Annotated in this window: 8 protein-coding genes; 1 reads left to right on the forward strand and 7 read right to left on the reverse strand. The window is 70.8% G+C overall.

The window, feature by feature from the left end; genetic code table 11:
• Positions 1 to 3 precede the first annotated feature (3 nt).
• From ACFRFC_RS12670 to ACFRFC_RS12680, 3 genes are all read right to left on the reverse strand, one after another.
• Complete coding sequence (locus tag ACFRFC_RS12670) at positions 4 to 1758, reverse strand: serine/threonine protein kinase (protein ID WP_382682606.1); 1755 nt, start codon at positions 1756 to 1758, stop codon at positions 4 to 6.
• Between the two features lie 116 nt (positions 1759 to 1874).
• The gene (gene murJ / locus ACFRFC_RS12675; protein ID WP_382682603.1) at positions 1875 to 4295 is read right to left on the reverse strand and encodes a murein biosynthesis integral membrane protein MurJ; all 2421 of its coding nucleotides are present in this window, start codon (positions 4293 to 4295) and stop codon (positions 1875 to 1877) included.
• 44 nt (positions 4296 to 4339) lie between these two features.
• On the reverse strand, positions 4340 to 7024 hold the full coding sequence (locus ACFRFC_RS12680) for a DUF6049 family protein (RefSeq protein WP_382682600.1): 2685 nt from the start codon (positions 7022 to 7024) through the stop codon (positions 4340 to 4342).
• A gap of 310 nt (positions 7025 to 7334) precedes the next feature.
• Between ACFRFC_RS12680 and ACFRFC_RS12685 the strand changes: the two genes are divergently transcribed.
• On the forward strand, positions 7335 to 8783 hold the full coding sequence (locus tag ACFRFC_RS12685; protein WP_382682598.1) for a CCA tRNA nucleotidyltransferase: 1449 nt from the start codon (positions 7335 to 7337) through the stop codon (positions 8781 to 8783).
• A gap of 217 nt (positions 8784 to 9000) precedes the next feature.
• Here ACFRFC_RS12685 and ACFRFC_RS12690 read toward each other — a convergent pair whose 3' ends face one another.
• From ACFRFC_RS12690 to ACFRFC_RS12705, 4 genes are all read right to left on the reverse strand, one after another.
• A complete protein-coding gene (locus ACFRFC_RS12690; protein ID WP_382682595.1) occupies positions 9001 to 9492 on the reverse strand; it encodes a hypothetical protein in 492 nt (163 codons plus the stop codon).
• A gap of 129 nt (positions 9493 to 9621) precedes the next feature.
• The gene (locus ACFRFC_RS12695; protein ID WP_382682592.1) at positions 9622 to 10884 is read right to left on the reverse strand and encodes an MFS transporter; all 1263 of its coding nucleotides are present in this window, start codon (positions 10882 to 10884) and stop codon (positions 9622 to 9624) included.
• 135 nt (positions 10885 to 11019) lie between these two features.
• Positions 11020 to 12102 carry an inositol-3-phosphate synthase gene (locus ACFRFC_RS12700; RefSeq protein WP_382682590.1) on the reverse strand — a complete coding sequence of 361 codons (1083 nt, stop codon included), beginning with the start codon at positions 12100 to 12102 and terminating at the stop codon, positions 11020 to 11022.
• A gap of 43 nt (positions 12103 to 12145) precedes the next feature.
• A complete protein-coding gene (locus ACFRFC_RS12705) occupies positions 12146 to 12835 on the reverse strand; it encodes a PadR family transcriptional regulator (RefSeq protein WP_382682587.1) in 690 nt (229 codons plus the stop codon).
• Between the last annotated feature and the right edge of the window lie 17 nt (positions 12836 to 12852).

A 12852-nucleotide genomic window follows, 5' to 3' on the forward strand; every position in this document is an offset into this window, starting at 1 on the left:
TCGTCAGCCGGTGAACTTCAGATCCGTGACGGCCTGCTTGTAGCCGGAGTCGCTGAACTCGTCGCCCGACGCGTAGGGCAGCGCCGTGAACCACACCAGGACGTACCGGCTCGCCACCGGCTTGTCGATCTGTACGTGCGCCGAGGTGTCGCTGGTGGTCACCGTACCCAGTTCGGTCATCGAGGAGATCGGTACCGAGGAACTCATGGAGTCCGTCGCGTACAGCGTGACCGTGGTGTGGTCGCCGCCGAACAGCAGGCCGATGTCCGCCGACTCGACCTCCCGGTCGGTGCCGAGGTCGTAGACGATGCCGAGACCCGGCTTGAAGATCGGGTTCATCTCGGGGCCGTCGACGAAGCTCTTCGTGCGCCAGATGGTCGACGGGTCCCCGTCGTAGGTGTGCGGCACCTCGTCCGTCGCCTGTGCCTCGCCCTTGGCCACGTACTCCTGGGCGCCGGCGATCTCTATCGGCGGCGGGGGCTTCGGTGTCTCGCCGTTGGTCTTGTCCTCGCCGTCCGTCGTCTGGGTCTGGTTGGTGTCGTCGGACTTGCCGCCCTGGTCCAGCAGGGCGTCCGCGAGCTGCCAGCTGCCCAGGCCCAGCGCGGCGAGCAGCAGCGCCGAGACGGCCCACTTCAGGGCCTTGCCGGTGCGGCTCTGGAGCGGGGGCGGCGGCGGGGCCACCGGCTGGGTCTCGCCGGGGCGCGGCGCCTGACGGCCGTAGGAGCCCTGCTGATAGGTCGTGCGCTGGTACTCGGGCGGGGCGGTGAAGGCCGGCTCCGGCGGGCGGATGCGGGGCATCTCGCTGATCGCCTTGACCAGTTCCTCCGGCGTCGTGCACGGCGCCTCGTGACGGGAGGCGGTGGCGCCGTCGTTGGCGAGGGCGCGCATCGCCAGCTCGGACAGCCCGCGGTGGATCCCGGCGCGCACCTGGTCGGGGGCGATCAGGCCGACGCCCTTCGGCAGGCCCGACAGCCCGTAGGCGTTGCTCTCGTAGGGCCAGCGCTGGGTCAGCGAGGCGTACAGCAGGGCGCCGATCGCCTCGGTGTCGGCGCGCTGCGGGGTGTCGGAACCGATGCCGCGCAGCGCGGCGTTGACCGCGAGCCCGCGGATACGCCACTGGCCCGTGGAGGTGCGCAGCACGGCGTTGGGGCTGAGCCGCAAGTGCGCGAGGCCCTCACGGTGCGCGGCGGCCATGGCGGCCGAGACCTGACTGGCCATCTGGTAGGCGTCGTGCGGTCCCAGCGGGCCGGCGGCGAGCAGCGCGGTCAGTTCGGTCGCGTCGGGCAGCCACTCGTGCACGACGTAGACGAGGTCGTTCTCCTCGACGGCGTCGAGGACTTGGACGAAACGGGGGTCGCCCAGCAGCGCGGAGGAACGGGCCGCGGCGAGGACCGAACGCGCCCGCGAGTGGTCCGCGGGCAGGAGATGGACGCCGACGGCCCGGCGGAGTTTCTCGTCCACCGCCCGCCAGCTGCTGAATCCGTCCAGACGGGTGACGCACTCCTCCAGGCGGTAGCGCTTGGCGAGTTTGTGGCCACTGTGCAGTTCGGACGGCGCGGCCGTCCCGGGATGCTCGCTCGCGCCACTGACCTGTGCCTCGTCGTGCTCCGTGTCCCGCTCCCCGGTCTGGTCCCCGCTCTGGTCCAACCCGTCGCCCGTGGACTGGTCCGCCTGGTCCGCCTGGTCCGCCTCGGCGGCCGGCGGCTTGTCGCCGCCGTCGTCTGCCACGTCGACGGCAGCCCTGCTCCGTTCCGCCACCGTCGTCCCTGCCTCCCCATCCGTTGCGCCCCGTACGACGCCGAAACCAATTGTGCCCACAGTCCGCCGCTATGCACGACACACAGTGGCGGACGATGGTTGTGCGCGTACCCCTCTCAGCGCCCCAGACGCCCGCGGACCATGCCCACCATCGAGTTGAGTTCCTCGATGCGCATCCGGCGCGAGGCGATGTAGAAGATGCCGAGCAGGACGGTGCCGCCGCCGATCAGTGCGCCGAAGGAGCCGAGGACGCCCTGGCCGAGGAGGTGGGTGATGCCGTAGCAGGCCGCGCCGCCGAGCAGCGCGGCCGGGACCGCGGCGATGCTCAGCCGGGCGTAGGTGCGCAGCACGCGGGCGCCGTCGAGGTCGCCGCCGAGCCGCTTGCGCAGCCGGCTCCAGGCGACGCCGACGCCGATGACGTAGGCGAGTCCGTACGAGGCGGCCATGCCGATCACCGCCCAGCGGGCCGGCAGCAGCAGGAAGCACGCCGCGGACGCACCGGCGTTGACGGCGGCCACGATCACGGTGTTGTAGAAGGGGGTGCGGGTGTCTTCGTACGCGTAGAAGGCGCGGAGGACGACGTACTGCACGGAGTACGGGATGAGGCCGATGCCGAACGCCATCAGCATGTAGCCCATGTTGGTGGCGGCGCCGGTGCCGGAGGAGCCGAAGATCAGGGTGCACATCGGGATGCCGAGCGCGACGAAGCCGAAGGCGATCGGGACGATGGCGACGGCGGTGGTGCGCAGGCCCTGGGAGATGTCGTCGCGGACGGCTCCGGCGTCGTCCTCGTGGGCCGAGCGGGAGATCCGCGGGAGCAGGGCGGCCATCAGGGAGACGGTGATGATGGCCTGCGGGAGGCCCCAGATCAGCTGGGCGTTGGCGTAGGCGCTGTAGCCGGTGCCCGCGATGTTGGTGTCGGAGACGGACGCGGTGGCCAGCTGGGTGACGACGAGGGCGCCGGCCTGGTTGGCGAGGACGAACAGGATCGTCCACTTGGCGAGCATCGCGGCCTTGCCGAGGCCGTGGCCCTTCCAGTCGAAGCGCAGCCGCATCCGGAAGCCGGTCTCGCGCAGATACGGGATCATCGCGAGCGACTGGACCACCAGGCCGAGCAGCACGCCGGCGCCGAGGAGCCGCTCGCCCTCCGGCGGGATGTTGTCGACCGTCATCCCGGAGTCGGCGGCGCTGCCGTAGACCCACAGGAACATGCCGAGGGTCGCGATGATGACGACGTTGTTCAGGACCGGCGTCCACATCATCGCGCCGAACCGGCCGCGGGCGTTGAGGATCTGGCCCATCACCACATGGATGCCCATGAAGAAGATCGTGGGCAGGAAGTAGCGGGTGAAGGTGATGGCCGCGTCGTTGGCCGCCGGGTTGGTGGCGACCGGGTTCGACAGGGCGCGCACCAGATACGGCGCCCCGAGCACGGCGAGCACGGTGAGCAGGCCGAGGGACACCATGACCAGGGTCAGCAGCCGGTTGGCGTACGCCTCGCCGCCGTCCTCGTCGTCCTTCATCGCGCGCACGAGCTGCGGGACGAAGACCGAGTTGAGGCCGCCGCCGACGGTCAGGATGTAGATCATCGTCGGCAGCTGGTAGGCGACCTGGAAGGTGTCGCCGAGCAGGCCGACGCCCAGGGCGGAGACGATCAGGGCCGAGCGGACGAAGCCGGTCAGCCGCGACACCATCGTGCCCGCGGCCATCACCGCGCTGGACTTGAGCAGCCCGCCGGCCCGGCCCTTCTTCGCGGCGGTGGAGGAACCGGCGGCGGGCGGGGCGGGTGCCTCCGGCGGCTCGGGCGCCAGGGACTCCGGCGCCGGGGACCCGGGCTGCTGGTAGGGCGCCTGCGCGATGCCGTACTGCCCCTGCCCGGCGGCCTGCTGGACGCCGTACTGCGGGGCCTGCTGGTACTGGGGGGCCGCGTACTGGGCCTGCTGGTGGCCGCCGGCCTCCTGGTACGGGCTCTGCGCGTACTGCGCGGGCGCGTAGGACCCGTTGTGGTAACCGTCGGCCTGCATGCCCTGTTGGGGGGGCGCGGCCGGGTGGTGGTCGGTCGGCGGGCGCACCCCGTTGTGCTGCTGGTCCCGGAAGAGATGGGCGAAGGCGTCGGGCTCGTGGCGCTGGTCGCCCGCCTGGGTGACCAGGTCGTCGACGCCCACGTACTGGGTGGTGCGCGGGTCGTCGCCGTGCGGCAGGTACTGGGTGGGGCCCTCCGGTTCCGGGGCGGGCGTCTGCGCCCACACGCGCGGATCGGGAGCGTACGGCGACTGCTGCGGCTGCCCGTACATGGGCTGCGGCGGGTAGGTGCCGGGGGGCGGCGGGGGGTGCGCGGCCCGGTCGTAGAGCGCCTCGGCGACCGGGTCCTGCGCGGTGAGGTCCTGCGCGCGGTACGGGTCCTGGTCGTAGGCGTCCTGGAGGTACATGTCCGCCGAGTGCTGCGGCGGCACCTGGCCGGGCTCGGGCGGCGGGCCCTCGGGGTGGCCCGAGCTGCCCGCGGCCTGGCCGCGGTCACCGTCGTACGGCGCGTTCATGGTTACCCCACCTCATCGTCCCGGGCCGACCGGCCACGACATCCTCAACGGTCCACTCTCTCACCCGGCCGGGACGGGTCGGCGCTTTCCGCTGCGGTGTCCGGCGTCAGGTCACTCGGCTGCTGAGGGTCGTGTGCCCCCGGCCGGGGTCCGGACTCCTGTGCGTGAGGGTCCTGGGACTGGGGACGGTGGCCGGGGTCCGCGGGGTTCTCCGCGTCCTCGGGGGTCTCGGTGCCTTCGGCGGTCTCGGTGTCTTCTGGGTGTTTCGCGCTTCGGGGGTGATCCGTGCCTTCGGGGTGCTTCGAGGGCTCGGCACTCTTCGGGGCATCGGGTCGCCCGGGGGGCTCGGTGCTGTCGGTGCTCTGAGCGTCCTCGGCGTCTGCTGGGCTCCCGGCGGATTCCCGGGGGTCGGCGGCGGGGCCTGCGTCGGGGGCGTTCTCAGCGGTGCCGTCGGCGGTGCCGCCATCGGCGTCGGCTCCGGCATCGGCGTTGTCAGCGTCGTCCCCGTCGTCCGGCCCGGCCTCGGCCGCCTCCCGCGCGGCGCGCTTGCGCTGGGTGTACATCCGGAACCCGGCGAGGACGAGCAGCAGGACACCGCCGCCGATGACCAGCATCACCGTGGCGGTGATCTCGGTGACCTTCACGTCGAACGTGACCGGCTGGCCGTAGGCCTGGCCGTCCTCGGTGAACAGCTGGGCGATCACGGTCACCCGGCCGTTGGCGTTGGCGGACGTGTCGAACTTCACCGACTGGCTGTGCCCGCCGGAGACCGTCACCGGCTGCTCCGCGTAGGCGTTGCCGCCGATCTCCAGACGGGTCGGGCTGGTGGAGGTGAGCCGCAGCACCAGATTCTCGACGCCCTGGACCAGGTTGTTCTGCACCGACACCGGGATCGTGGCGCTGCGGCCGGAGAGCTTGGTCTCCGACTTCTGGATCAGACTGACCTGGCCGGCCAGATCGTCGAGATAGTTCTCCACGCCGTTGCGGAAGCTCGCGGCCTCCGTGGCCAGGCCCCGCCAGGAGGTGGACATCTCCCGGTTCATGGCCCGCCCGAACGGCGTCACCACACGGGACTCGTCGGTGAGGATCACCTTGAAGTTGTCCAGCTTGTCCTGCGTGGTGGCGATCTCGTCGAAGGCCGTGGCCGGCAGCTCCTGCTTGCTCAGCGACGAGGGGTACGCGGAGGCGGACGGCACCTTGGTGGTGGCGCCCGGGTCCGGCTTGGCCTCGGCCGCCGCGGTGAGGTTCTGCGCCTCGGACCAGCCGCTGCCCTGGAGCGCGGTCAGTGCCGTCGCCATCGCGCGGGCCTGGCTCGCGGTCGGCATCCGCTGCGGGGCGACGACGATGCTGCGCTGCTGGTCCGACTGGAGGTTCAGCATCAGGCTCTGCGACAGGAACGTCTGCACGGCGAGCGAGTCCGCCGACGCCGTCGTCAGATCGCCCTCGAAGGCGGTGGACATCCGCGAGTCCGCCACCACGGCCGTGGTGCCACCGCCGATGGGCCGGGCCGCCGAGGGCGTGTACGGCAGCCCGCCGGTCTCCTCCAGGCTGTCGCTGCGGGCGATCACCTTGTCCGCGCCGGCGGACGTGGCGACCTTCACGATCGACGGGTCGAGGGCGCCGTCCACGGGCCAGGCGAAGTCGGTGGTCGGCTGCACGTGCAGGATCGGCTCCACCGTGTTGGCGACGACGTCGGTCGCCTCCTTGAGGCGGCTGAGCGAGCCGGTGACATTCGTGCCGTTGTGCGCGAGCGAGGCCAGGTCCGGGTCGCCGAACGGCAGCGCGACGACCTCCTTGCCCGCCACCGCGCCCTGGAGGTCCGCCAGCCACTGCTTGGCGACCTCCTGGTGGGTGCCGGGCGTGGTGGTGTCACCGGGGCCCTGCACCTCGTAGCTGCGCGTCATGGCGTCCACCGACGCCAGCAGGTCCGGGTCGACCACCCAGGTGACGTCGAGTTCCTTGCCCAGCGCCACCAGCTGCTCCAGGCGGCCACCGGGGGCGATCTCCTTGGCGAGGTCGTCGTTGAGGAAGACCGGCGTCTGCTGCTCGTTGGAGTCCGTCTCCGCCGACATGTGGACGGTGGACACCAGCGGCCACAGGAAGGTCGTCTTCGTGCGGACGTCCGTCCCGTCCGGCTGCCACGGCAGGAACGTCCGCTGGAAGCCCAGCACCTGCTCCCACTGCTGCGCGGCGGTCTCGCCGGACAGCGCCACCCCGAGCTGGTAGACACCGCTGCCGCCGAGGCCCAGCTCGTCCACCGGTACGGAGATGCTGAAGCGCTGGGCGACGCCCGGGGCGAGCCGGGCGAAGTCCTGGGCGTACTCGTCGCCGACCGGGGAGCCGTCCGCGCCCGGGGTGTATCCGGTGCGCTCGGCGGCGTCGTCGATGTCCGAGCGGGTGGTCAGCTCGGGGCCGATCCGCAGATCGACGGTGGCGTCCGTGACGGCCTGCTTGCCGTTGTTGGTGAGCGTGCCGGAGACCGTGATGGTGTCGCCCTCGCCGGGGATGCTCGGGGAGAGCGAGTCGAGGGAGACGCCGACCGTGCGCGAACCGGACGCGGCCTGCACCGAGGACTGCTCCGCCTGGGCGGACGGCGCGGCGGTCAGCTGGAACAGACCCGCCAGCAGCGGGGCGCTCGCGAGCAGGACTCCTGTGCGCCGTAGCCATCGGCGGGCAGGTGGGCGGGCAGGTGAGGGACACGTCCCCTGGATGTCTGCCGCCTCGGCCACGCGCTCGCCCGTCCCTAGTCGTCGTCAGTGCTCGTCGGAATGTGCGTCCACGCATGGTAACGATGCGCGCTGAGGGGAAGTGCCGCGGACCGCTTCACAAGATCGGGGAGGGACGGGGCGGATCGCCCGGGGAGCCGCCTGGGTCCGTTCGGAGGCCCTGCGGGTCTGCCTCTATGTGCCTGTATATAGGGGGAGGGCGCTATTAAGGGGGAGATCAAGGGCGGGGAGGCGGAGGGGGCGGGGCGGGGCGGCTCCGGCCGCCGTTAATCGAGGCGCTCGCAGGCGCCGGGGCCACGTACCCTTTTCTGTTGTGCCGAACGCCAACGAAGACAACCTCACCGCCCCGGGCCAGGTGGCCGACCGCGAGCCTGGCGACCGGCTGCGGATCACCCCTGTCGCCGACGATCTCGCCCGCCGCTTCCAGGCGGCCGGGTTCGCCCTCGCCCTCGTCGGCGGCTCGGTCAGGGACGCGCTGCTCGGCCGGCTCGGCAACGACCTGGACTTCACGACCGACGCCCGGCCCGAGGACGTCCTGAAGATCGTGCGCCCCTGGGCCGACGCCATCTGGGAGGTCGGCATCGCCTTCGGCACGGTCGGAGCCCAGAAGGACGGCTATCAGATCGAGGTCACGACCTACCGCTCGGAGTCCTACGACCGGACCTCACGCAAGCCCGAGGTGTCCTACGGGGACTCCATCGACGAGGACCTGGTCCGCCGGGATTTCACCGTGAACGCGATGGCGGTGGCGCTCCCGGAGAAGACGTTCATCGACCCGCACGGCGGCCTCGACGATCTCGCGGCCCGCGTGCTGCGGACGCCGGGCACGCCGGAGGCGTCCTTCTCCGACGACCCGCTGCGGATGATGCGGGCCGCCCGTTTCGCCGCGCAGCTCGACTTCGAGGTGGCCCCCGAGGTCGTCACGGCGATGACGGAGATGGGCGCCCGGCTGGAGATCGTGTCCGCCGAGCGGGTCCGGGAAGAGCTGAACAAACTGCTGCTGTCCACCCACCCGCGCAAGGGCCTGACACTCCTCGTCGACACCGGCCTCGCGGACCACGTCCTGCCTGAGCTGCCCGCGCTGCGCCTGGAGAGTGACGAGCACCACCGGCACAAGGACGTCTACGACCACTCCCTGATCGTCCTGGAGCAGGCGATCGCGCTGGAGCAGGACGGCCCCGATCTCACCCTGCGCCTGGCCGCGCTGCTGCACGACATCGGCAAGCCGCGGACCCGGCGCTTCGAGACGGACGGCCGGGTCTCCTTCCACCACCACGAGGTCGTCGGCGCCAAGATGACCAAGAAGCGGATGCTGGCGCTGAAGTACTCCAACGAGCTGGTGAAGGAGGTCTCCCGCCTGGTCGAGCTGCACCTCCGTTTTCACGGCTACGGCACCGGTGAGTGGACCGACTCCGCGGTCCGCCGCTATGTCCGTGACGCCGGTCCGCTCCTGGAGCGTCTCCACAAGCTGACCCGCTCGGACTGCACGACGCGGAACAAACGCAAGGCCATCGCGCTCTCCCGGGCCTACGACGGGCTGGAGGAGCGCATCGCCCAGCTGAAGGAGCAGGAGGAGCTGGATGCGATCCGACCCGATCTCGACGGCAACGAGATCATGCAGATCCTGGGTATCAAGCCCGGTCCTGCCGTCGGCACCGCGTACCAGCACCTGCTGGAGCTGCGGCTGGAGAACGGGCCGATGGAGCACGGCGACGCGGTGGCCGCGCTCAAGGAATGGTGGGCGGAGCAGCCGGAGGCATGAGCCGGTGGCCGCCGGGCCACCGGTCGGCCCGGGAGCATGACAGCGGGGCCATGTTTCACGTGAAACATGGCCCCGCTTGTCTCAGCGAACCTCTCGATGTTTCACGTGAAACATCGACCCTGCTGGTGAATCATCGACCCCTGCTGGATCGGACGCCCCGGATCGGACGCCCCGGGATTGCGCCCCGGATCAGACGCCCCGGACTACCCGCCCGCGATCAGACATCCTTGAGGCACAGCAGGAATTCAGCGCCGTCGCCCGTCTGGGCGTAGAAGCTCGTGGCCTCCTCGACCGTGCGGCACTCCGTCTCCGCGGTGAGGGACGTGAAGTTGCCGTCGACCTTCTTGAGGACCTCGACCTCGGCGTCGGTGGAGGTGCACTCCACGATCTCCATCTCGTCCGAGGACGACGACGAGGACTTCAGACAGTCGCCCACGGCGGCCTGGTCGGCGTCGTCCCGGCTGGCTATGAACGCGCCGATGGCCACGCTGACGACCACGACGGCGATGACGATGTTCTTGATGGTCTTGAAGCTGAGCTTCCGGCGCGGCTGCTCCGGCGGCACCGCACCATAGGGGTTGCCCTGCTGCGGGATGCCCGGCTGCTGGGGGAGATCGCCCTGCGGCGGGGTCTGGCCCTGGGCGAACGGGTTCTGGCCCTGCGGCTGGTTCTGGGCGAACGGGTTGCCCTGGGGAGGCGGCGTAGTCACTTGGGGATCCCCCTGAATGGAACGAATGGGTGAGCAGCGCGAATTGACCGCGCTTAAGACCCACGTAAGTTATCGGCCCCCACTGACAACACGGCCCTCTCGGCGGTGTCTGTGGCCTTGATGTGACACTTACCGGCGTCCAAAGCGGGCCATAGCCACCGCAACCACGGCATAGATCGCGGCGACGGTCAGCACGAGCGGCGCCGAGCGGCCGTCCGGCGGCAGCATCAGGGCGGCGACTCCGGCCGCGCCGACGAAGGCCACGTTGAACAGAACGTCGTAGACGGAGAAGGCCCGGCCCCGGAAGCCGTCGTCGACCGTGGACTGCACGATGGTGTCCGTGGCGATCTTCGCGCCCTGGGTCGTCAGCCCCAGTACGAACGCGGCGGCCAGCAGGGGCGCGGTCGCGAACGGCAGCCCCAGCGCGGGTTCCAGCACGGCCGCGGCCGTCGAGCAGACCACGATCCAGCCGATGGGCCCGAAGCGCCCCACCGCCCAGGGCGTCAGCACGGCCGCCGCGAAGAACCCGGCCCCCGAGACGCCCACCGCCAGCCCCAGCAGGGCGAGCCCGTCCTCGGGGGTCGAGGTCAGGGCGTACCGGCAGAGCATCAGGACGGTGACGGTGAGGGCGCCGTAGCAGAACCGCATCAGGGTCATCGCGCCGAGCGCCCACACGGCCTGCCGGCGCTTCGGGGCGGCGAGATGGCGTACCACCGCCATCAGATCCCGCGCGGTGCCCGCGAGCGCCATGCCGAGGCGGGGCTGCACCAGCGCCGGGTCGGGGCCCAGCCGGTCGCGCGGGATGCGCAGCGAGGCGAGCGCCCCGCACAGATAGAGCCCGGCCCCGACGAGGACCACGGCGGCGTCGGAGTCCGCGAACAGCAGCCGTACGACGAAGGCGGCGCCGCCGCCCGCGGTCGCGGCGAGCGTTCCGGCGGTCGGGGAGAGGGAGTTGGCGATGACCAGGCGGTCGGCGTCGACCACGCGGGGCAGCGCGGCGGACAGTCCCGCAAGGACGAAGCGGTTGACGGCGGTGACGCACAGCGCGGAGGCGTAGAACAGCCAGTCGGGCACGGAGCTGACCATCAGCAGGGCGGTGCCGGTGGCCAGCAGGGCGCGCAGCAGATTGCCGTACACGAAGACCTGGCGGCGCCGCCAGCGGTCGAGCAGGACGCCGGCGAAGGGGCCGACCAGGGAGTACGGGAGGAGCAGCACCGCCATCGCGGAGGCGATCTCGGCCGGTGAGGCCTGGCGCTCGGGGGAGAAGACGACGTACGTGGCGAGGCCGACCTGGTACGCGCCGTCCGCACCCTGGGAGAGCAGCCGTACGGCGAGCAGGCGCCGGAAGTCCCGAAAGCGCAGCAGAACGCGCAGATCACGTACGACGGCCATGGGGCACAGCCTCACATACGGGGAGGGTCCCCGGGCGCAATGCCCGGGGACCCTCTACGGACCGCCGGACCCGCCGGGCCGGGGAGCCGTCCTGCCCGCTCCCCCGCCCGCCGGGGCCTGTCCTGGCGCGTCGGGTCAGCTCTCGACGTCGCCCCTGATGAACTTCTCCACGTTCTCGCGGGCCTCGTCGTCGAAGTACTGGACGGGCGGGCTCTTCATGAAGTAGCTCGACGCGGAGAGGATCGGGCCGCCGATGCCGCGGTCCTTGGCGATCTTCGCGGCGCGCACGGCGTCGATGATGACACCGGCCGAGTTCGGGGAGTCCCAGACCTCCAGCTTGTACTCGAGGTTCAGCGGGACGTCGCCGAAGGCGCGGCCTTCCAGACGGACGTAGGCCCACTTGCGGTCGTCCAGCCACGCCACGTAGTCGGACGGGCCGATGTGGACGTTCTTCGCGCCCAGCTCGCGGTCGGGGATCTGCGAGGTGACGGCCTGCGTCTTGGAGATCTTCTTGGACTCCAGGCGCTCACGCTCCAGCATGTTCTTGAAGTCCATGTTGCCGCCGACGTTGAGCTGCATCGTGCGGTCCAGGACCACACCGCGGTCCTCGAACAGCTTCGCCATGACGCGGTGCGTGATGGTGGCGCCGACCTGCGACTTGATGTCGTCGCCGACGATCGGGACGCCCGCCTCGGTGAACTTGTCCGCCCACTCCTTGGTGCCGGCGATGAAGACCGGGAGGGCGTTGACGAAGGCGACCTTGGCGTCGATGGCGCACTGGGCGTAGAACTTCGCCGCGGCGTCGGAGCCGACGGGCAGGTAGCAGACGAGGACGTCGACCTGCTTGTCCTTGAGGATCTGGACGACGTCGGCGGGCTCCTCGGCGGACTCCTCGATGGTCTCGCGGTAGTACTTGCCGAGACCGTCGAGAGTGTGGCCGCGCTGCACGGTCACGCCCGTGGAGGGCACGTCGCAGATCTTGATGGTGTTGTTCTCGGAGGCGCCGATGGCGTCCGCGAGGTCGAGACCGACCTTCTTCGCGTCGACATCGAACGCGGCGACGAACTCCACGTCACGGACGTGGTACTCGCCGAACTGTACGTGCATCAGGCCCGGCACCTTGGACGCCGGGTTGGCGTCCTTGTAGTACTCGACGCCCTGCACCAGCGACGCGGCGCAGTTGCCCACGCCGACGACGGCTACGCGAACCGAACCCATTCCGGTTGCTCCCTGTGTGTACTCGGTGAGGCCCTGACGGGCGTCACGTGGCGGTGTCGTCGGGCGAATCCGGCCGGGAGATGTCCCCGGTCCGGGGCAGGCCGCCCGGCGCTCCAGTGATGTCTTGTATGTCCTGGTGAGCGGAGCCCGTGGTGCCGGGACCTCTGAGGTCCCGGCCGGCCCGCTCGCTCTCGATGAGCTCGTTCAGCCAGCGCACTTCGCGCTCCACGGATTCCATCCCGTGGCGCTGGAGCTCAAGCGTGTAGTCGTCGAGGCGCTCCCGGGTGCGGGCCAGCGAGGCGCCCATCTTCTCCAGGCGCTCCTCCAGCCGGCTCCGGCGGCCCTCCAGCACGCGCATCCGGACATCGCGCGAGGTCTGCCCGAAGAAGGCGAACCGGGCGGCGAAGGTCTCGTCCTCGTACGCGTCGGGGCCGGTCTGCGAGAGCAGCTGTTCGAAATGTTCCTTACCGTCCGCGGTCAGCCGGTAGACGATCTTGGCACGGCGGCCGGAGAGGGGGGCGGCGAGGGCGTCCTCGGTGCTGTTCCCCGGTTCCTCGATCAACCAGCCGTTGGCGACCAGCGTCTTGAGGCAGGGGTACAGCGTGCCGTAGCTGAACGCCCGGAACACTCCCAGTGATGTGTTGAGTCGTTTGCGCAGCTCATAGCCGTGCATCGGGGATTCGCGGAGCAGGCCGAGAACGGCGAACTCAAGGATCCCTGAGCGCCGGCTCATGTCGCCTCCTCTCTGCC

Origin of the sequence: Streptomyces sp. NPDC056734 (genome assembly GCF_042790455.1) — a bacterium.
GTDB lineage: Bacteria > Actinomycetota > Actinomycetes > Streptomycetales > Streptomycetaceae > Streptomyces.

Excerpts from the sequence above, each read along its gene's own strand:
- murJ (WP_382682603.1), bottom strand. The coding sequence starts at position 4,295 with ATGAACGCGCCGTACGACGGTGACCGCGGCCAGGCCGCGGGCAGCTCG.
- ACFRFC_RS12695 (WP_382682592.1), bottom strand. The coding sequence starts at position 10,884 with ATGGCCGTCGTACGTGATCTGCGCGTTCTGCTGCGCTTTCGGGACTTC.
- ACFRFC_RS12705 (WP_382682587.1), bottom strand. The coding sequence starts at position 12,835 with ATGAGCCGGCGCTCAGGGATCCTTGAGTTCGCCGTTCTCGGCCTGCTC.
- ACFRFC_RS12700 (WP_382682590.1), bottom strand. The coding sequence starts at position 12,102 with ATGGGTTCGGTTCGCGTAGCCGTCGTCGGCGTGGGCAACTGCGCCGCG.